Raw genomic sequence first — 21,199 nt, forward strand, 5'->3', positions numbered from 1 at the left:
GGCGGGGGTCAGTATACCCCGCCCTGCTGCTCCGCAAAGTTGCCCATGTCACCCGCCGCAGCCGCCGCGCTTGCATCGCGGGCATCGCGCGCGTTGCGGATCGAGGCGACCAGCGCATCGCGGCGACGGGTGAATTCATCCTCCGCCGTGTACTGGCGCGGTTCGGTGTCCGGCTTGAACGCTTCCCAGATTACTGCGGCTTTCGGCTCATCCCCAGGCTCCACGCCCATGACGCGCTTGCCGGTGACGCGGTCGATGCGGACCATGCGGATACCCTGCGGCGCAACGAAAGGCTGATGCGACCAGCGCCCCGGCGTCGCCAGCACCACGTCCTTGAATATCGGCGCGGCGATACGGCCGCCTTGCGCATAACCACCCAGCGAGCGCGGCGTGTCATATCCGATATAGACGCCGCCCACGTAGTCCTGGTTGCCGCCCATGAACCACACGTCGGTCGGGCCGTTGGTGGTGCCGGTCTTGCCGAACATCGGCAGCTTGAGGTCGCGCAGACGCTCTGCAGTGCCGCGCGTGACGACGCCTTCGAGCATGTGCACGGTCTGGTAGGCCGTCGGCGCATCGATCACCTGCTTGCCCACGCGCTGGATGCGCGGCATCGGCTTGCCGTCCCACTGGGCCATGTTGCAGCCGTTGCAGGTGCCCTTGTCGGCACGCCAGATCACCTTGCCGTTGCGGTCCTGCACATAGTCGATCACCGAGCCGGAGAACTGCACGCCATTGTTGGCCAGCGCCGCATAGGCGTTGATCATGCGCGCCACGGTGGTTTCGCCCGCGCCAAGCGCGAACGACAGGTACTTCTGATAATCGCCGATGCCCATGTTGTGGAACGTGCGCGTCACCTTGCCCATCCCGACATCGTTGGCGATGCGCACGGTCATCAGGTTGCGCGACTGTTCAAGGCCCCAGCGCATGGTGTGGCTGCCCGAACCGCCCGCGCCGCCGAAGTTGCGGAAGCACTTGTTGCCAAGCCCCGCCCCCTGGAACACGCAGAACGTGCCGTCGAGCACCTGCGTCGCGGGGGTCATGCCGTTCTGCAGCGCGGTGGCGTAGACGAAAGGCTTGATGGTGGAGCCCGGCTGGCGTTCTGCCTGGACCGCGCGGTTGAAGCTGTCGATGCCGGAATCGAAGCCGCCCTGCATGGCAACGACGCGGCCAGACCCCGGCTGCTCGATGATCATGCCGCCCGATACCTCGGGAATGCCGCGCAGCGCCCAGGTGCTGGTGCCGACCGGCTGAGCCGCGACAAGATCGCCGACTTTCGCCTTTTCGGAAACGCCCGTCAGGGTAAAGACATTGCCGTCCGAGAAGCCGATGCGCCCCGTAGTGCCCGACTTGTCAAGGATCACGCCGACGCGCCAGTCCTTGTAGTCGATCGTCTTGTTGGCGACGACAAGCTGGCTCTGCCAGTTCTCAAGGTCGTTGAGATGCGCGATCGGGTGCACGAAACCGCGATTGCCGTGGTACTGCAGCAGCCCCTTGCGCAGCGCATCGCGCACCGCAACCTGCATCGCCGGATCAAGCGAAGTGCGCACCCACAGACCGCCCGCATAGACGCTGTTCGGACCGTCTTCCGCCTTTTCGCCGTACCTTCCGATCAGGCGGCGGCGGACTTCTTCAAGGAAGTAACCGTTGGACGGCTCATACTTGCTGGTGCGCTGGGTGACGAGGCCGAGCGGTTCGGCCTTGGCGGCTGCGGCGGCCTGAGGCGTGGCCCAGCCGTTGCGCACCATCTGGTCGAGCACCCAGTTGCGACGTTCGATCGCGCGTTCCTCGTTCTTCTTGCGGCCGTAGACTTCCGGCGCGCGCGGCAGGATCGCAAGAAAAGCCGCCTGACTGAGCGTCAGGTCTTCAACGTCCTTGTCGAAATAGGCGCGCGACGCGGCCTGCACGCCGAACGAGCGGCGGCCAAGCGGGATCTCGTTGAGGTAGAGTTCAAGGATCTGCTGCTTGGTCAGCACGCCTTCGATGCGGCGGGCTACGATCATTTCCTTGAGCTTGCGCGTCACGGAATATTCGTCACCGATCAGGATGTTCTTGGCCACCTGCTGCGTGATCGTGGAACCGCCCTTGGCGCGCTGGCCCGAGCCGTACTTGGTGACATAGTCCACCACCGCGCCGGCAAGGCCGCCGATATCGACGCCGCCATGCGTCCAGAACGTGCGATCCTCCGCCGAGAGGAAGGCGTTGACCAGCGGCCGGGGGAAATCGACGAAACGCAGCTGAACGCGCCGCTCGCGGGCGTAGGAATAGACGATCTCGCCGTCGGCCCCGCGCACCATGGTCGGCAGCGGCGGCTGATATTCCAGCAGCTTGTTGGCATCGGGCAGATCGTGGGCAAGGAAAACCCAGAAAGCGGCAATGCCGGCGAACCCGGCCACGCACAGATAGCCGAAACGGCGCAGCCACTTGCGTTCGCGCCAGGCCTTTCCAAACGCTGCGAACCGGCCTGCACCCTTGCGGCGAATGCGGTAGGTCGCGTCTTCGGACGGCTGTTCGCCGGGATCAATCGCATCGGTCATTGCGTGCGCCCTCTAGCACGGCGTTTTGCCGCAAGGCCAGACGGCTTGCGACATGAGCTTGCGATCAGGCACCCGCGTTCCTCGCGAAATAGGCCCGGATCGCCTTGGCGCCTGCCTCTGCCAGCACCGCCTGCCCCTGCCTGGAACCCAGCGTCTTCGCATCGTCCACGTTGTTGATATAGCCGGTCTCGAACAGGATCGAGGGAATGTCCGGCGCCTTCAGAACCGCCAGCGCCGCCGTTTCCGGCCGGTCGCGGTGCATGCCCACGCCTGCATCGCCAAGTTCGCGCAGCAGCAGCGTGGCCGCCTGGGTCGAGCGCGATTGCGCCCGGCGCTGCGAAAGGTCGAGCAGGATCGCCCCCACTTCGGCGCTTGTCCGCGACAGCCTGATGCCGTTGACGCGATCGGCGCCGTTCTCGCGCTCGGCAAAGCGTTCGGCCGCTTGGCTCGATCCTTTTTCCGAAAGAACATAGACACTTGCCCCGCGCGCCGAATCAGCTTCGGCACTGTCGGCGTGGATCGAGACGAAGAGGTCCGCGTTCAGCCGCCGGGCAATGTCAGGCCGATCGCCAAGGGCGATGAAGCGGTCGGTGTCGCGGGTCAGGGCCACCCGCAGCCCGCCGCCCGCCAGCAGCTTGTCCCGCAGCAACAGCGCGATCTGGAGAGCGACGGCCTTTTCCTTCAGCGCCCCGGCCCCCGCACCGGGATCGAAGCCGCCATGGCCCACATCGATCACCACCAGCGGACGGCTTGCATCGGGCGGGCCGTCCACGCGCGGCAGGTCTATGGGCGTGTTCGCGCCGGGCAGGTCGAAGCGGATGACATAGTCGTAAGCCCCCGCGCGGGTCGGCCACGCGCCGCTCAGCACGAATGCGGCGACAAGCACCGCCAGCGGAGCGAAGAAAACAAGGATCAGCTGCAAGGTGCGCGACATTTCCACCAAGGACTAAGCGCCCTTTCCCCGGCGGGCAATCCTGCCCCACCGCGCTTTCCCACAGGCTGATCAGCGATAATGGAGCTGCTTGGGAACCGCCAAATTCCAGCAGTCCAAGCAACTTGCCGTCTTGCGTCATGAATGCTAGGCCAGCAGAACCGAGGTGAGGAATGCGCGTCGGTCCTCGCAATCCGGCAATCCCATACCCATATGGCGCCGGACGGGACCGGCAGAGCCAGACGCAAGCCTCGGCCCAGGGAGCCGGAAATAATCCTTTTTCCGGAGAGCCTCACAGGTTGAAGCGAGCCATGAGAAGCCAGTTGCCGCCTTGCCATTCGACGCCCGAAAGGGCGCGGGCGGCGTGGTCGCAACTTTCCGCGCGTGCCTATGCGCCGCGCGTGTCTTCGCTCGCAGACACATCTGCTGCCACATATTCTATTGGGGCAGCCATTACTTTCGCCGCGCATGGAGCGCTGGATTGCTCCACCATTGCGCCAAATCTCGCCCCCTCCGCATGGAACGCCGCCGGAAATGGCCGCGTCGTGATGCCGAGGGGCGCATCCGCCTACAGTGAAAATACGCGCATCCGCCTGGCTGATCCGGCCGGGCGTCGACGCGCATGGAGACTATCAAATGGCAACGCGCATGCTGATCGATGCGCGCCACCCGGAAGAAACGCGGGTGGCGGTCGTCAAGGGAAACCGCATTGAAGAGTTCGACTTCGAGTCGACCGAACGCAAGCAGATCAAGGGTAACATCTACCTCGCCAAGGTAACGCGCGTGGAGCCTTCGCTCCAGGCCGCGTTCGTGGACTTTGGCGGCAACCGCCACGGCTTCCTCGCCTTCAGCGAAATTCACCCTGACTACTACCAGATCCCCAAGGAGGACCGCGAGGCCCTGCTGGCGGAAGAAGCCGCCCATGCCGAGGAAGAAGCCGCCCTGCGCGCTTCGGAAGGCGACGATGAAGACGAGGACGGCGACGATTTCAACGATGACGGCGGCCTGACCGAAGTCGATACGTCCGAGAAGGACCATGTCGCCACGATCGAGGACGGTTCCGTCGAGAACCCGTTCCACACCGACGAGGAAGGCGAAGCCGGCGACGAAGAGTCGGAAGGCAATAGCCGTCGCGGCCGTGGCCGTCGCCGTCAGGGCAGGCCCTCGGGCCGCTCCAAGGAAGCCGACGACCTGCGCGCCAAGCGCATGGCGCTGCGCCGCCGCTACAAGATCCAGGACGTCATCCAGCGCCGCCAGGTGCTGCTGGTCCAGGTCGTCAAGGAAGAGCGCGGCAACAAGGGTGCGGCTCTTACCACTTACCTCAGCCTCGCGGGCCGCTACTGCGTGCTCATGCCGAATTCGAGCCACGGCGGCGGCATCAGCCGCAAGATCAGCTCGGCTTCGGACCGCAAGCGCCTGAAGTCGATCATCGCCGAAATGGACCTGCCGCGTTCGATGGGCTGCATCGTGCGCACTGCCGGCCTCCAGCGCACCAAGACCGAGATCAAGCGCGACTTCGACTACCTCGCCCGCCTCTGGGACGAACTGCGCGAACAGACGATGCGCTCGGCCGCGCCTGCGCTGATCCATTCGGACAGCGACCTCATCAAGCGCGCCATCCGCGACATCTACAACCGCGACATCGAAGAAGTGATCGTCGAGGGTGAAGAAGGCTACCGCGCGGCCAAGGACTTCATGAAGCTCCTGATGCCCAGCCACGGTCGCAAGGTTAAGCCTTACGCCGATCCGGTTCCGCTGTTCCAGCGCTTCGGCGCCGAAGACCAGCTGACCGCGATGTACGACCCCGTCGTGCAGCTGCGTTCGGGCGGCTACATCGTCATCAACCCGACCGAAGCGCTGGTGTCGATCGACATCAACTCGGGCCGCGCCACCAAGGAGCACGGGATCGAGCAGACGGCGGTTGCCACCAACCTTGAAGCCGCTGCCGAAATCGCCCGCCAGCTGCGCCTGCGCGACATGGCCGGCCTCGTCGTGATCGACTTCATCGACATGGAGTACGGCTCCAACGTCCGCAAGGTCGAGAAGGCGATGAAGGAAGCGCTCAAGAACGACCGCGCCCGCATCCAGGTTGGCCGCATCTCCAGCTTCGGCCTGATGGAAATGAGCCGCCAGCGCCTGCGTACCGGCGTTCTGGAAGCGACCACGCGTTCGTGCCCGCACTGCGACGGCACCGGCCTTGTCCGCACCGCCAGCTCCGCCGGCCTTTCGGCGCTGCGCCTGATCGAAGACGAAGCGGCCAAGGGCAAGGGCGTGGTCGTGTCGCTGTTCGCCTCCACCGAGGCGGCCGTGTACATGCTCAACGCCAAGCGCACCGACCTTGCCGACATCGAGGAACGCTACGGCGTCACCGTCGAAGTCATCCCCGAAGGTGAGAACGAAGGCGCCAAGATGCGCGTCATGTCGTCCGGCCCGCGCAACGAATTCGTGCCCCGCTTCGACCCCATCGCCGAAGACGTCGAGGACGACTTCGTCGAGGACGAGTACGAGGACGAAGAGCTGGAAGCCGAAGAGGCCGCTGAGCGCGCCGAAGCGTCCGAAGACGGCGAAGGCCGCCGCAGCAAGCGCCGCAAGCGCCGCCGTGGCCGCAACCGCGATCGCCGCGAAGACACGGTCGAGACCGCCGAGGTCGAAGCCGCTGACGAAGGCGAAGAAGCCGAAGACGCCGAGGATGGCGACGCTGCCGCAACCGAAGGCGTAGCCGCCGAGGGTGACGAAACGAACGCGCCCAAGAAGCGCCGCCGTCGCGGTGGTCGCCGTCGTCGCGGTCGTCGCGGTGAAGGTGAAAACGGCGTCGAAGGTGCCGAGGGCGATGATGCCGTGATCGGCGCCGAAGGCCTCGAACTGGCAGCCGAAGAAGCCGCTCTCCCGGTGGCCGACGGTGGCATCAGCGCCGAGCCGATCGTCCCCGCCGAGCCGGAAACGGTCGCCGAGGAAGCACCGGCAAAGCCCAAGCGCACCCGTCGCAAGAAGGCGGATGTCGCGGCAGAAGCGGCTCCGGCTCCGGCTCCGGCTCCCGAGCCTGTCGCTGAGGAAGCGCCCGCTCCGGAAGCTGCGGCAAAGCCCAAGCGCACCCGTCGCAAGAAGGCGGACATCGAGGCGGAAGCTGCTGCCGCTCCGGCGCCCGAACCGGCCGCGGAAGAAGCGCCCGCAAAGCCCAAGCGCACCCGTCGCAAGAAGGCGGACGTCGAGGCAGAAGCTGCTCCGGCTCCGGCTCCGGCTCCTGAACCGGTCGCTGAAGCCGCTCCGGCCGAAGACGCCGCCCCGGCTCCGCGCCGTGGCTGGTGGCAGCGCACTTTCGGCGAATAATCGCCCAAAGCGCTAAAAAAACGCAGGCGCCGCGCGCGATCCCAAGGGGTCACGCGCGGCGTCTTCGCGTTTGGCGCCCACATTACCTTCGCCACCGCCCCCCGTTCCTGAAACCACCCTGCCCTATGACATGTCGGAGTGGCTGTTCTCCTCTGCCCAAACCTACAGTGCGCCTGCCATAAACAAGCGGCAGTGACGGCGGCAGCAACAAACCCTGCGCCGATCCTGTCGCAGCCAATCGGCCTGTTGGGAGACGGACTGGATGACACAAGAGGTGACCTGGGATCTTGAGGCGGACGTTGTCGTCCTCGGATCGGGCGGCGCGGCCATGACGGCGGCAATCGCCGCCCACGATTTCGGCGCAAAGGACGTGGTGATCCTGGAAAAGACCGGCATGGTCGGTGGCACCACCGCAATGTCAGGCGGCATGCTGTGGATTCCCGGCAACCATCACCAGATCGAAGCGGGCATCACCGAAGACGACGAGGATGTCGTCGCCTACCTCGATTCGCTGGCGCCCGGTGCGCTCGATCCCGACACACTGATGGCATTCATGGAAACCGGGCCGGAAATGATCCGCTATCTGGCGGACAAGACCCCCGTGCGCTTTCACGCCTACGCAGATTTCCCGGACTACCAGCCCTACATGCCCGGCGCGAAGCCGGATGGCGGCCGCTCGCTCGACAATGACGCCTTCTCTTTCGAGCGGCTCGGCAAGTGGGCAACCCGCGTAAACCCGACCAAGATGGCCTATCCGGTGCGCGGCAGCCTGATGGAAGCGATCAACGGCACGCTTGACGATGCCACCCTGGCGCACCGCGAATCAGGCGATTATCGCGGACTGGGGCAGGCGCTGGCCGGATCGCTGTTCCTTGCCGTGATCGAACGCGGCATTCCCGTGGAATTCGAAAAGCGCGCCCGCAAGCTCATCAAGGACGGTGAGCGCGTGATCGGTGTCGTCGCCGAAGACGCCAGTGGCCGCGATTACAGCGTGCGCGCGCGGCGCGGCGTGGTCATAGCCACGGGCGGCTTCGAATGGAACGAAACGCTGGTGAAGACTTTCCTGCGCGGCCCCCTCACCGGCCCGGTCAGCGTGCCCGAAAACGAAGGCGACGGGTTGCTGATGGCGATCGAGGCGGGCGCTCAGCTGGGGAACATGCAGCACGCTTTCTGGCAGCAGAGCGTGCTCGAATTCAAACCGCAGCACCGCGACGCCAAGCCCAACTACCTGCTGGGATCGGACGAGCGCGCGCGCCCCGGCGCAATCCTCGTCAACCGCGCAGGCAAGCGCTTCGTGAACGAGGCGGCCAATTACAACGCCATGGGCAAGGCGCTGCACGCTTTCGACGCGGGCACTCACGCCTACGCCAACCTGCCGTACTGGCTGATCATCGACCAGCGCTATCGCAGCAAGTACCAGACCTTCAACACCCCGCCGGGCGGCCCCGTCCCTTCGTTCATGATCGAGGCCGACACGCTGGAGGAACTGGCGCAAAAGACCGGGATCGACCCGCAGGGCCTGGCCTCCACGGTCGCGCGTTTCAACGACATGGTGCGCAAGGGCCACGATGACGATTTCAACCGCGGCGACAACACTTACGACAACTTCTATATGTGGGGCGATGCCGATTTCGATCCCCCATACCGTACCCTGGGGGTGATCGATCAGGGGCCGTTCTTCGCGGTGAAGATGGAGGCCGGCGCGCTCGGCACAGCCGGTGGTCCGAAGACCAACGCCGATGCGCAAGTGCTCGACTGGAGCGGCAACCCTATCCCCGGCCTCTATGCGGCAGGCAATGTGATGTCTGCCGTGCTGGGCGAGGCCTATGGCGGTGCGGGCGGGACGCTCGGCCCCGGCATGACCTTCGGTTACATCGCCGGCAAGCATCTGGGCACCCACCTGCCCAATTTCTGAACCCGGCTTTCCTACACGGGCATGGGCGGGGTATTTTCCGGCCCATGCACCTTTTTCGTTTTCCTCCCTCGCGAAGACCCGTTCTCCGGCAGGCGGTATTCGGGCGCAAGGTGACAGGTCCGACCGCCAAGGTGACACTTCGGATCTGCAAGGTGACACATGCCCACCTCAAGGTGACACGCAAGGTGACACATGCCCACCTCAAGGTGACACGCAAGGTGACACATTCCCGCTTCAAGGTGACACCCAAGGTGACACCCGTTGGCGCGCAAATGGCGGATTTGCGTGGAACGGGTCCGGTTCAAGGGCATAAGGTGACAGGTTTTCTCTCTGGACCGTGTAAACCGTGTAAACCTTCACCACCCTGCCCGGCCGCGACTTTCGCAACGGCTCTTGCAATCGGCGCGCGCCCAAAGCGCGCTGCAGCGCCGATATCCGTGCATTTCCCCCCAATGCACCGCTCACCTCGCCATAGTCACCCCTTGCCCTATGCGGACGAATCGCTAGAGGGGTCCACAAGCGGTTCATGCCGCACTGCAAGATCACGGGGATTCTTTCATGGCGACCTTCACCCTCCCGGCGAACAGCAAGATCAGCAAGCGTGGCAATGTCCACAAGGCTGAGGGCGCCACCAAGGTCAAGAAGTTCACCGTCTACCGCTACGACCCGGACTCGGGCGAGAACCCTCGCTACGACCAGTTCGAGATCGACCTCGACAACTGCGGCCCGATGGTTCTCGACGCGATCATCAAGATCAAGAACGAAATGGACCCGTCGCTGACGTTCCGCCGCTCGTGCCGCGAAGGTATCTGCGGTTCGTGCGCGATGAACATGAACGGCAAGAACGGCCTCGCCTGCACCACCGCGATCGAGGATCTGAAGGGCGATATCCGCATCACCCCGCTGCCGCACATGGACGTGATCAAGGACCTCGTTCCCGATTTCACGCACTTCTACGCGCAGTACGCATCGATCCGCCCCTGGCTGCAGACGGTGTCCACCACCCCGTCGGGCAAGGAACGCCTGCAGAGCCCCGAACAGCGCGAAAAGCTGGACGGCCTGTACGAGTGCATCCTGTGCGCCTGCTGCTCGACCTCGTGCCCGAGCTACTGGTGGAATTCGGACAAGTTCCTCGGACCCGCAATTCTGCTGCAGGCCTACCGCTGGCTGGCAGACAGCCGCGACGAAATGACCGGCGAGCGTCTGGACGAGCTGGAAGATCCCTTCCGCCTCTACCGCTGCCACACCATCATGAACTGCGCGAACGTGTGCCCCAAGGGCCTCTCGCCCGCGCGCGCCATCGCCGAAATCAAGAAGATGCAGGCAGAGCGCCAGGTCTGAGCCTTCGGGCTCCGACCGGTATCTTCCCGTGTCGCAGGACGGTGCATTCATCCACGTGCCGGACCCGGAGTTTCCGGGCTGGCATACGTGGCAGCTGAACGAAGGTTCGCGGTTCAATTCGCAGGGCCTCGGTCGCATGATCGTGCGCCGCGAAGGCGGGCGCGCTGCCCGGCTGCGCCTTGTCGATGTCGGCGCGAAGCACAGCAATGTGCTTGACGCGGTTCACGGCGGTGTCACCCTCGCGCTGATCGACGTTGGCATGTTCGCGGCCATGTATACCGTGATCGGCGAAGACGCTGTTGGCGCAGTCACGCTCGAACTGACCAATCAGTTCATCGGCGCAGGCCGCGTCGGCGAACCGCTCGATGTCATCGCGGAAATCATGAAGGAAACCCGCCGCCTCGTTTTCGTGCGCGGCACGGTCGAGCAAGGCGATCACCTTGTTGCCAGCTTCATGGGCACCCTGCGCAAGCCGAGCGCGCCGCGATGAGTGCGATGCTTGAACGCTACGAAGCGCTGGTGGCCACCGGCGAGCTGCGCTCCGACCCGGAGCAGGCAGCGGCAGCAGAGCGACTGAGCCGACTCCAGCGCGAATTCTACAAGTCATCGTCTTCAACCGGCCTGTTCGGCAAGCTGATGGGCAAGAAGGCGCCACCGCCGCGCGGGGTTTACATGTGGGGCGGTGTCGGGCGCGGCAAGTCGATGCTGATGGACCTGTTCGTCCAGACGCTGGACGTTCCCGGCAAGCGGCGCGTTCACTTCCACGCATTCATGCTCGAAGTGCATGCCCTGTTGCGTGATGAGCGCAAGAAAGAAACCGGCGACCCGATTCCTCCGGTCGCTGCGGCCATCGCCCGCAATGTACGTTGCCTCGCTTTCGACGAGATGGTCGTCAACAACTCGGCCGATGCGATGATCATGAGCCGGTTGTTCACGCACCTGATCGCCAATGAGGGCGTGACGATCGTGACCACATCGAACCGCGCGCCGTCCGAACTCTACAAGGATGGCCTCAATCGCGAACACTTCCTGCCATTCATCGCGCTGATCGAGCAGGAACTTGACGTCCTGACGCTGAATGGCCCAACCGATTATCGCATGCAGCGCCTTGGTGGAATGGCGACCTGGCACCAGCCGCTGGGAGAGCCGGCCACTGAAGCCGCACGCGAAGCATTTTATCGCCTCACCGATTATCCGCCCGAAGACAGCGAACATGTTCCGTCAGCGGACATTGACGTCGGTGGTGGACGGATGCTGCACGTACCCAAGAGCCTCAAAGGCGTGGGCGTATTCAGCTTCAAACGCCTTTGCGGCGAAGCCCGCGGCGCAGCCGACTATCTGGCAATCGCACGCGCCTATCACACGGTAATCCTCGTCGGCATCCCGAAAATGGGCCCGGACCGTCGCAACGAGGCCGCTCGTTTTGTGACGCTGATTGACGCACTCTACGAAAACAAGGTCAAGTTGATCGCTGCAGCCGATGCAGCACCTGAAGACCTTTATGAATCCGGCTCTGGCCGCTTCGAATTCGACCGCACGATCAGCCGGCTTAACGAAATGCAAAGCGCCGATTATCTTGCGCTGGGCCACGGCGAAGGCTGAATTCGTTAACGCGTCCCGAATCGGGATGCCAATCCTTGTGCGCGAAGCACTTTGCAAGCAACCTCAACAGCTCATTCCAGCTTACAAATGCAGGACTGCAGCGGGTGACTATGCGACCACGCACGCCACCTTGGGACGCCTCTGAAACCCGATAAAGAAAAAGCGCTTTCCAAAAGACAGGAGTTCTTCTGGAAAGCGCTTCGTTTTATTTGCAGTGGCTTGGGCTAATCACCTCAAGCTGAGTGCAACAGGAGTCTCTATTAGAGACCGCTGCCCCACCAACCACCACCCCAGATGTCCTTGTTCATCATATTTCCCCATGTGAACGACCGCATCCCTGCGGCCGAGCTCATGGATAATAGTTAGTTAACAAGTCATCAAGGAATTTTTAACCAATCAAGCGAGCCCTTCTCCCTGATACGAAGTCCAGGAAATCCCGAAACGGGACAGGGCGGCTCACATGGTAGCCCTGCACAAGATCGCAATGCAGCCCCGACAGCATATCGAGAACTTTAGCTGTTTCGACCCCTTCTGCCACCACTACCCGGTCAAGAGAGTGTGCCATCTCGATGATCGACTGCACCAGCAGAAGGTCCTCCTTGCTGCCTTCCATCGATGAAACGAACGTCTTGTCGATCTTCACCTCGCTCGCGGGAAGATAGCGCAGATAATCAATCGTTGCGTTGCCAGTACCGAAATCGTCGATCGACAGACGCAGGCCCGACTGCACCAACCGTTGCAGCATCTGGAACGTCTTGGAGCTGCGATCCAGCCGGTCAGTCTCGGTAATTTCCAGAATCAGGCGGTTTGGCGACAGGCCGTGCGCCGCAAGAATCTCCGAAATCATTCCGGGCAAGCCGGGATTGCGCAGCAACTGGGCGGAGATGTTGACCGACATGGTCATCTCGTAACCGTGCCGTTCCAGTTCGACCGCCACCCTTACCGCGTCGTTGATGACGAAGCGGGTAATACGTTCGATACGGTGGAATTCTTCGGCGATGCGGATGAACTTGTCGGGGCCGATCGGCCCGCGCTCCGGATGCGTCCAGCGAACCAGCGCTTCTGCCCCACTGATGCGGTTGGAGCGCAGATCCAGCTTTGGCTGATACGCAACCCAGACCTCACCATTGTCAATCGCTCGATCCAGCGAGGTCAGCAGCGAGATCTCCCACTGCGCCTCGTGCTTTCGAGCGTCGTGCTGGTAAACGAGTTCATCGTTGCGCACCGCCTCTTCGGCGGCCTGCATGGCGCTGGCGACTCGTCCCGACAGCGGACGATCGAATTCTGAATCGATCCCGCAGTTGAAAGACAGGTCGATGTCGATGCCGCCAACCTGGATGCCATTCTGGACGATCCGGTGGAGCCCTTCGAGGTTTTCGAAAAGGTCGAACGTGCTGCGGATGGACGACAGCCACACGAACATTCCACCTTCGTGGTAGATCAGCACGCTTTCATCGCTGATGCGGATGCGCCTTACGATCTCCTTGGCGAGTTGCCCTTCGACATGTTCCGCAAAGCTGCCGATGATCCCGCCGTAGTTGCGGATCTTCAGAGATACCAGGATACGGGTCGACAAATCAGGAGAATTGCGCAGCGCCTGAACGCTGGGCAGACCTGACCCGGCATTGGTTTCGCCTGCCTCTTCTACCCGATCAAGATTGCGCATGCGGATCACAGCGACCAGTGCCACCGAGAATGCGGGAATAACCTCCACCTGCACGTTGATGTAATCAAGCAGGAACGGAACCGCACCTACTACCGCGACCAGCCCGGTGAAGCGATAGACGTCCAGAACCCGGCCACGCCCCAACCCCGACACGATGACGACCAGCACCAGCAGATAGGCGGGAAACCATCCATATTCGTGCGGCATGCCAAGCTTGAGAGTATCCGCGCCAATCGCATGGAAATACCCTCCCGGCGCATTGATATCCTGCCCCGGAATCGAATGAATATCGTTGAGCGAGACTGCCGCCGGGATGACCAGCACATCCTTGTCACGTACAAGCGAGCGATCGAACCGCCCACGCATGACATCGATATAGCTCAGAGTTGGATATGAACCGACCGCGATGGAAAAGTCCGGGAAGAACAGATCTTCAGTGCTGCCATCGACGCCCGCTATTGCAGCGGCGAGCGACGGAATCTTTCCTGCCGGGCTATCCGATGCATAAGGAAGCTGCACGTTCTGATTAAGCGGTCGATGCCGCACAAGGACGGAGGCCACGCCCGCGTGCTCGCGATAGGCTTGCAACGGAACCTTTCCGGCAAAATTTCCGGCGCGCCCGTTGCCGTCAACGCCCGCACCCAGAACAACTTTGCCCGAATGGGCCTTCAGCGCCGCGATGAATTGGGCATCGTCTGTCGCCGTGCCTGGCATTGCGAATGAGCGATTGAAAAACACCCGCTTCGCGCCTGCTGCAAAAAGCTGATTTATCGCCGCAGCGTCGTTGCCATGCGTGATGTCATTCGCGCCAAGCTGGATCAGTGTCTGCGAATCCTGCAGAACGATCACAATGTCGCCGCTTGCCGGTTGTGTGCGAGACATCCAGCGAACGTTGCGCAAGTAGTCCTCAAGCGGCAGCCCAAGGCCGCTGATGCCCATTGCGAGACCAGTCAGCGCCGCCCAGAATACAATCCGGACGCGAGGCTTCTTCCAGAAACCATGAATCTGCCGCCAGACACCGGTCATGGGGCCTGCCTTGCCGGCTTCGCGGAATTGGCGCGCGCGCACGGCATTCCCGCGGAAAGCGTCCGCTTTGAATAACGGTGATGACGACCACTCTTGTTCATTCATGCCCTGCGAATGAGGCTTGGGTGAGCCCGAGATATCGCAAAGGTACTAAGAAACTGTGTAGTTAATGGGCGACGGCAAGGAGCGCCTTACATCCGTATGGCGCAGTTAGCTGACGCCGAGTGACGCGAAAGCCTTGTTAAGCATGAGCATTTGCCAAAGCAGCCGGGAATTGTCCGCAACGCCTGCGACATGGGCATCGACCAGAGACAGCAGCCGCCGCTGATCGAACCACCCGGTTCGCGCCAACGCAGCCCCACCGGCGATTTCTCTTGCCTGTGCCGCCAGTGGTCCCCTGAACCACTGCGAGATCGGCGTTACGAAGCCCTGTTTCGGCCGATAAAGCACGTCTTCGGGCAAGTAGCGCCGCATAGCCTTCTTCATCAGCCACTTACCCTGCCCACGCTGTACGCGCATATTTTCCGGCAAGCTTGCCGCGAATTCGATCAGTCGATGATCCAGCAACGGCTCGCGCACTTCCAGGCTGACAGACATGCTGGTCCGGTCGACTTTGTTCAGGATGTCACCGGGCAGCCAAACCTTGAGATCCGCATACTGCGCCCTGTCCAGCCCGGAGCGTGCAGGAGCCTCGTTCATGAGCGCAAGGACCGGATCCTCGGCGCGATACTCTCCACGCAGACGGCGGAAATCTTCGGAATAGATGCCGTCGCGCAACTCCGGCGCCAGAAATGCCATAGATCTTGCGTAACCGGCGACCGAATCGCCGGCAAGCGACAGCAATGTCGATTTCGCCCGCAATGGACGCGGAGCCCAGTCCGCCTTGGGATAGGCTCTGCCGATCGCTCCGAAGACCGGGCCTCGCAGCGATTGCGGAAGCAGCGCGCGGACCTTGTCCTCACCGGCCTGGAAGACATGTCGGCGGTAACCACCGAACGCCTCATCCGCGCCGTCGCCCGATAGTGCTACAGTTACGGACTGACGCGCCAGCTGGCATACGCGCCATGTCGGCAGCGCGGATGCATCTGCGAAAGGCTCGTCAAACATTCGGGCGAGCTTGTCGATGGCGGAAAAATCATTGGACGATACCACGCTTGAGACATGGTCCGTGGCAAATTGCTGAGCGACCCTTGATGCATAGGCGCTCTCGTCCAGTTCAGCTACGTCGAAGCCAATCGAACAGGTGCGCACAGGGTTGGCGCTAGCCTCGGCCATGAAAGCAACAACGCTGGAGCTATCAACACCGCCCGAAAGAAACGCGCCAAGCGGCACGTCGGCCACCATCCGGGAAGCAACTGCCTGCCGCATAAGGTGCACCAGTTCAGCTTCAAGATCGGCCGGCTTGCCCTTGCGGCGGTCGGCGAATGAAACGTCCCACCACTGCCTCGGCTGCGGCATGGGTGTGCCATGCCGCAGCAGCAGCGAATGGCCCGCAGGCAGCTTGCTGACACCCTTGAGGATCGCCCGATGATCCGGGACGTAGCCCCAGGTGAGGTAGTCTTCCACCGCCAGTGGATCAATTTCGCGACGCAGCAAAGGATGGGCGACAAGCGCCTTGAGTTCCGACCCGAACGCCAGACTGCCATCACTCAGCAGCGCGTAGTACAACGGCTTCACGCCTAGCCGGTCACGCGCCAGGAACAGCGTGCGCGCTTCGAGATCGTAAATCGCGAACGCGAACATGCCGAACAATCGCGTCACACAATCCGGCCCCCAGCGGCGCCATGCCGCCAGAATGACTTCACTGTCGCCGTCGGTCCGGAACTTTTCGCCCACCGCTTTCAGTTCATGGCGTAGTTCGCGGTAATTATAGATCTCGCCGTTGAAGACGAGCATTGCGCGGCCATCCTCAGCAGCCATCGGCTGTGGCGACCCTGCAATATCGATGATGGAAAGACGCCGATGCCCCAGACCGACGCCGGGGGCGGTCCAGACCCCTTGTCCATCAGGGCCACGATGGGCGATCGCATCGCACATCGCCTCCACGCGGGCGGCATCCACCGGTTTGGGTGTTTCAAGGTGATAAATGCCTGCGATACCGCACATAGTCCGATGCCCTACTTGACCTGAGCGATACCGTCCATCCAATCGGCGAGCGAGCCGGTGGAGGCACGAAATGCATGGATCGCCTGCTCTGCCGTGCCGCGCGGAAAATCTTCGGCCGAGAGGATCAGCATCGTCGTGGGTTTCGCCCGGAACATCAGGCGATCGGCAATGACCTTCAGCTTGAGCCCCGTATTGCTGCCGCTCAGGAAGCCGCCCTGCCGATACCAGGTGACTGCGACCCGCTCGACACGGCCATTGCCAAGCATACGATCGCCCTTTCCGCCTTCGAACCCCGATGCCGTGGATTGCCAGGCCCATGCGCTGGCCGGGACGAGCGCCCCCTGGCCGAAGCCTCCCGCTTCACGCCCTTCGCCCTGACTGGCGTACAGTGCGACAAACACGTCCACCTGCCGGCCCCCGCCATCACTGTAGCGGCCCAACAGGCGATGACTGGCACCCTGCGCACGCGGCTCCCACCAGATGATCGGCGTGTAATCCACCCGCTCCCACCGTTGGACTGCGGGCAGGCTGATGTGATCAGGCATGGGCGCAACAAGGGTATCTGCAGCCAGAGCCCAACAACGCATCGCAACCAGAAGCGCGAAAAAGCCTGAAAGAGCAAGATTACCGGGCATACGCAATCGTTCGAGACGGGACAGCCATGGGGCATGCTGGATAACACCCAGATCGACCACCGGAACATGCAACGGCCGATCGAAGAAGCGCCACGCGCAACCGATCACGAGCGCCAGAACGATCGCGAAGAAAAACCAGCCGTATACGATATGATCGAAACCAGCGGCGGCCTCGACACCGAATATCTGCGCGGCATAGATAGTACCCCACGCACGGATGCCATTGGCCAGGATCGGCACCACGACACAGGCAAGCATCATTGCGGCGCGCCTGCGCCAGCTCAAGAAGCATGCGTTCGCGGCAAGCGCTCCGAAAGCGATCATTGCAATCAGGAACTTCACGCCGGAACAGGCTTCGGCAACCTCGAAAAGTCCGGCCGGCGTATCGATGAAGACGCCGTCGATCTCTGCCGGAACACCGCTCAGATGCGTCAAAGCAATCGTGATCTTCGCCGTGATCGTCTGCAGGACGTTTACCAGCTCTTCTCCTACGGGCACCAGGAAGATGAGATAGCACAGCGGAAATGCCAGCGCCGTGCTCACCCTCACGCCCAACACCAGCGTAACGCAGGCCCCCAGCATGGCCACCACGCCAGCCTGCCGGGCCAGATCCAGACCCGAAATCGCGCCTAGCAGCCACACAAACGCAGACAGGAAAAGCAGCACCAGTCCCGGCCACCAAGCAACCGGCTTCAGGCACTTTAATTGAGGCCAGCGCTGCCAGACCAGCCATGCCAGGATCGCCGGAACCAGAAGCACGTGATTGTAGGTGGATATGTCCCACCACTGCCGGGCCATGGAGCGCCAGTCGCCCATGAAACACACGAGGAGCGCAAGCCACGCCACGCCGAGCCGAGCCAGCGCACCGCGCCAATCAGGCGACAGTGAACGCCAGCCCCGCATTGCCACTGCCTTTGGTGAGCGCACGGCGTCAGGCTGCATCGTTTGCGACCTCGCCCACCATGCCGACGTATTCGGGCAACCGCGCCAGCGCGGCCTCCCAGCTTGCGTTGGCAACTATCCACTGCCTTGCCGCGTCGCCCATAACCCTCGCCGCCTCTGGCGCGCGTGCAAGATCGATGACAGCCCGCGCCATCGCCGCATCGCCATCGCGCACCACGAAGTCCCGACCGTCCAGTGCATCGATGCCCGTTGCCGCACCGGGAGACAGCACCACCGGCAGCGCCATTGCCATGGCTTCAAGCACCTTGTTCTGAACTCCACGTGCCACGTCGAGCGGGATCAGCGCTACATCGGCCGCCGTAAGCCATGGGCGAATGTCAGCTACCCTGCCCCATACTTCGACACCATCACGCCCCGATCGGGCCAGAATGGCAGGCGGAGGGTTTCTCCCTACGATATGAAGCGTGGCCTGCGGACACGTGCGCCGGATCAATGGCAGTACACGGTCGATCGCGCGGATGGCCGCCTCGATATTGGGCGCATAGTCCATCTGCCCGGTAAACACGATGCGCGGTGCTCCGTGTGCCTTCATCTGCGGTTCGGCGGAGACCAGGGAGGGATCGAAACTGATGGCATCCAGCCCGTTACCCATCGCTCTGACCGGACCACAATCGGGATCGAGACGTGAGAGCAACAGGCCGGCTTCTGCCTCGCTGATCAGCAACGTGACAGCTGAAGTCTCGCAGATGCGCGCCTCTTCTTGCCGCAGGAGGCGACCCTCGCGGCGCTCCATCCATGCGCGTGGCCCTCGTCCCTTGGCGGCATAGGCTTCGAACTTCGCGGAATCGACATCGACCAGATCGGCTACGACACGGCCGCGAAACCCCTGAGGGACATACTGCGCCATTTGCCCGGAAAAAACGTAGATCGTGTCGATGTCACGGTTCGCGATCAGTTCCCGAACATAGGCTTCAAGCTTCCGGTCATGGAACGCTGCAAGGGATAGCGGCCTGCCTTTCGCGATCGCTTCGATGCCCGCGAAAGGCAGGCTTTTCGAACGCTTCGTCAGGCAATAGCTTGCAGCAAGCCGCGCAAGATCGGACTCATAAGCCTGATCGTTCACATCATCGAGAAACGCGGCGACATGAACCGGGGCCAGCGCTGACAGTGCCTTGAGCACGTGATGCGAACGGATCTTGTCGCCGCGATCCGGTGGGAACGGGATGCGGTGCGCCAGGAACAGAATTTCGCCCATCAGCCGATACCGCGCGCAATCATCGGACCGATCCGATTGGCCAGCCCCAGCGGCAGACGCTGCCACAGCCTGATCTGAAGCGAGAGCTTGCTACTGATGGGGTCTGCATCACGCCTTGCGCTGCCGGGCGCCGTCCAGGTCGCGTATGTCAGCGGCTCTGCCTCAAAGCCCCAGTTGCGCTTGTAATGATAAGCCCCGCTATCCGTTTTGGAGCGGCCGAAATCAAACATCGTGCATCCACGCCGACGCGCATGAAGCATCAGTTCGTAATACATCCGCTCATTGGCCCTGAGCCGCCGGGCATCCCATGTACCACCTCCCCAGTACGGCATCACCGCACCGCGATAATACAGGCTGATGACACTCGCCACCGCAGCTCCCTGATAGCGCACCGTCAGGATATCCGCGTCCTCGCCGAAAGCATCGATTACAGCATCAAGGAGTGCCCGTGGGAATACCGGCGTTCCAAGGTTGCGATAGCTTTCACAGAATACCGAATAATGCGCCGCGCGATCTGCTTCGGATGTGCCGATGTCAATCGTCAGGTCCATGGCAAGCGAACGGCGGACTTCTGCGCGCTGCTTGCGCGGGATATCCAGCAATTGCGCTTCGTCGTCAGCGGCAAGCGGACGCGCAAAGTTCGCATGAGATCGGGTCTTGAGTGTCCAGTCTTCACTCGATGGCGGAAGCACGCCCCCGCGCAGTTCGATCGTCGGACAGCTAAGCCTTAGCGCCAGTTCTTCCGCTGCCGCGAAAACCGAAGCGGGATCCGCATACTGCGTGGCAAGCAATCCACCGCCAACAGCGAACCCGGTCGAAGCCAGCAAGCGCCCGAAGACCGGCGAATGAATGGCGTCGAACGGCAGGAAGGCGACGATCTGATCCCCCCTTTCCTGCACAAGCGCGAGTGCGCGGTTGCCCGTCGCCTTGGCGACGGCCACGAACCATCCCGGCCGGTGAAACGGGCTGCCATGCGGATGACGCGCAACGAATGCCTCAAGACGGGCGATCTCATTGGGGTCGGCCAAATCGGCAAGACGGACTTGCGCAGACAAGGGCACGAACGGCGCATTCATGCGGCGAAAGCCAACGGTTCCGCGCGCAAGGCTTCGCTTGCGGCCAGTTCATCCATGCGCCCCCAGCGGAATTCACCGACCAGCCGCTCAAGCTTTTCCGCCATGACGGACAGATTCGTGTAATGACGGACCCGCGAGCGCAGAGATGCGCCTTCGACACGAGGCTGTTCGGGATCGATCTCCCACGGGTGGAAATAGAACACCGCCGGTCGCCGATCGTCGCGGTTCACCTGTCGGATGGCCCAGCGCGAGAAGCCGTAAGGCAGTACACGGAAGAACCCGCCACCGCCCGCCGCCAACCGCCGACCTGCGAAGCGGGCAGTCGTAACCGGAATCTCGATCAGGTCGGCATCGGCGATAGGCCGGAACGCGAAACGCGGTGCCTCGCGCCAGCCATAATGGTCATGCGCGATCGGCGCGACGCTGGAACTATATGCATAGCCCTGCTCTGCCAGCACTTCGAAAGCCCAAGGCGTACGGGCATCGATGGAGAAACTGGGCGCGCGATAGCCCGTTACCCGCTGCCCGGACGCGTTCTCGATCACTTTACGTGCACGGTCGATGTCGGCGGCGAAAGCCTCTCTACCCAACCGGAACACACGGTCATGCTCCCAACCATGGCTGGCGACCTCGTGCCCCTCCGCCGCAATGCGGCGCATCAGGTCCGGATGACGTTCGGCCACCCAGCCGAGCGTGAAGAACGTGCCCTTCACCCCGGCATCCGAGAAGAGCCGCAGAATTACATCACAGTTGCGCTCAACCCGTGTGACGAGACCATTCCAGTTCTCCTTGTCGATCACCTTCTCGAAGGCGCCGACCTGGAACCAGTCCTCCACATCCACCGAGAGGCCGTTGATCGGCACCGACATGAGTCAAACG

General features: G+C 62.6%; 13 protein-coding genes. 5 read left to right on the top strand and 8 right to left on the bottom strand.

The annotated features are described in order from the left end of the window. Positions 1-8: 8 nt before the first annotated feature. Both A8V01_RS09970 and A8V01_RS09975 read right to left on the bottom strand, forming a co-directional pair. Positions 9-2,537, bottom strand: coding sequence for a penicillin-binding protein 1A (locus A8V01_RS09970; protein WP_103095689.1), 2,529 nt, complete (start codon positions 2,535-2,537; stop codon positions 9-11). Between the two features lie 64 nt (positions 2,538-2,601). Further along, positions 2,602-3,471, bottom strand: coding sequence for an N-acetylmuramoyl-L-alanine amidase family protein (locus A8V01_RS09975; protein ID WP_103095690.1), 870 nt, complete (start codon positions 3,469-3,471; stop codon positions 2,602-2,604). A gap of 633 nt (positions 3,472-4,104) precedes the next feature. Between A8V01_RS09975 and A8V01_RS09980 the strand changes: the two genes are divergently transcribed. The 5 genes from A8V01_RS09980 to zapE all read left to right on the top strand — a co-directional run bounded on the left by A8V01_RS09980 (position 4,105) and on the right by zapE (position 11,653). Further along, positions 4,105-6,795, top strand: coding sequence for an Rne/Rng family ribonuclease (locus A8V01_RS09980; protein WP_103095691.1), 2,691 nt, complete (start codon positions 4,105-4,107; stop codon positions 6,793-6,795). Positions 6,796-7,057: 262 nt separating this feature from the next. Then, positions 7,058-8,710 (top strand): FAD-binding protein, encoded by a 1,653-nt coding sequence (locus tag A8V01_RS09985; RefSeq protein ID WP_103095692.1) that lies wholly within the window; start codon positions 7,058-7,060, stop codon positions 8,708-8,710. Positions 8,711-9,268: 558 nt separating this feature from the next. Next, positions 9,269-10,051: a succinate dehydrogenase iron-sulfur subunit gene (locus A8V01_RS09990; RefSeq protein WP_103095693.1), complete on the top strand. Its 783-nt coding sequence runs from the start codon at positions 9,269-9,271 to the stop codon at positions 10,049-10,051. A 28-nt stretch (positions 10,052-10,079) separates the two neighbouring features. Then, positions 10,080-10,541, top strand: a complete 462-nt coding sequence (locus A8V01_RS09995; protein ID WP_103095694.1) for a PaaI family thioesterase — start codon at positions 10,080-10,082, stop codon at positions 10,539-10,541. Then, positions 10,538-11,653: a cell division protein ZapE gene (zapE, locus tag A8V01_RS10000; RefSeq protein WP_103095695.1), complete on the top strand. Its 1,116-nt coding sequence runs from the start codon at positions 10,538-10,540 to the stop codon at positions 11,651-11,653. Before A8V01_RS09995 ends, zapE begins: the two co-directional genes overlap by 4 nt. 388 nt (positions 11,654-12,041) lie before the next feature. Here the strand turns inward: zapE and A8V01_RS10005 are convergent, their stop codons facing one another. From A8V01_RS10005 to A8V01_RS10030, 6 genes are all read right to left on the bottom strand, one after another. After that, a complete protein-coding gene (locus A8V01_RS10005) occupies positions 12,042-14,450 on the bottom strand; it encodes an EAL domain-containing protein (protein WP_245892407.1) in 2,409 nt (802 codons plus the stop codon). A gap of 105 nt (positions 14,451-14,555) precedes the next feature. Beyond that, complete coding sequence (locus A8V01_RS10010) at positions 14,556-16,451, bottom strand: XrtA/PEP-CTERM system amidotransferase (RefSeq protein ID WP_103095696.1); 1,896 nt, start codon at positions 16,449-16,451, stop codon at positions 14,556-14,558. Positions 16,452-16,462: 11 nt separating this feature from the next. Further along, positions 16,463-17,989, bottom strand: coding sequence for an exosortase A (gene xrtA / locus A8V01_RS10015; protein ID WP_245892408.1), 1,527 nt, complete (start codon positions 17,987-17,989; stop codon positions 16,463-16,465). 28 nt (positions 17,990-18,017) lie between these two features. Further along, complete coding sequence (locus tag A8V01_RS10020; protein WP_103095698.1) at positions 18,018-19,244, bottom strand: TIGR03087 family PEP-CTERM/XrtA system glycosyltransferase; 1,227 nt, start codon at positions 19,242-19,244, stop codon at positions 18,018-18,020. Continuing rightward, positions 19,244-20,320: a FemAB family XrtA/PEP-CTERM system-associated protein gene (locus tag A8V01_RS10025; protein ID WP_103095699.1), complete on the bottom strand. Its 1,077-nt coding sequence runs from the start codon at positions 20,318-20,320 to the stop codon at positions 19,244-19,246. The genes A8V01_RS10020 and A8V01_RS10025 overlap by 1 nt, the downstream gene beginning before the upstream one ends. Then, on the bottom strand, positions 20,317-21,189 hold the full coding sequence (locus tag A8V01_RS10030) for an XrtA system polysaccharide deacetylase (protein ID WP_103095700.1): 873 nt from the start codon (positions 21,187-21,189) through the stop codon (positions 20,317-20,319). The genes A8V01_RS10025 and A8V01_RS10030 overlap by 4 nt, the downstream gene beginning before the upstream one ends. Between the last annotated feature and the right edge of the window lie 10 nt (positions 21,190-21,199).

Source organism: Novosphingobium guangzhouense (assembly GCF_002896965.1).
Classification (GTDB): Bacteria; Pseudomonadota; Alphaproteobacteria; order Sphingomonadales; family Sphingomonadaceae; genus Novosphingobium; species Novosphingobium guangzhouense.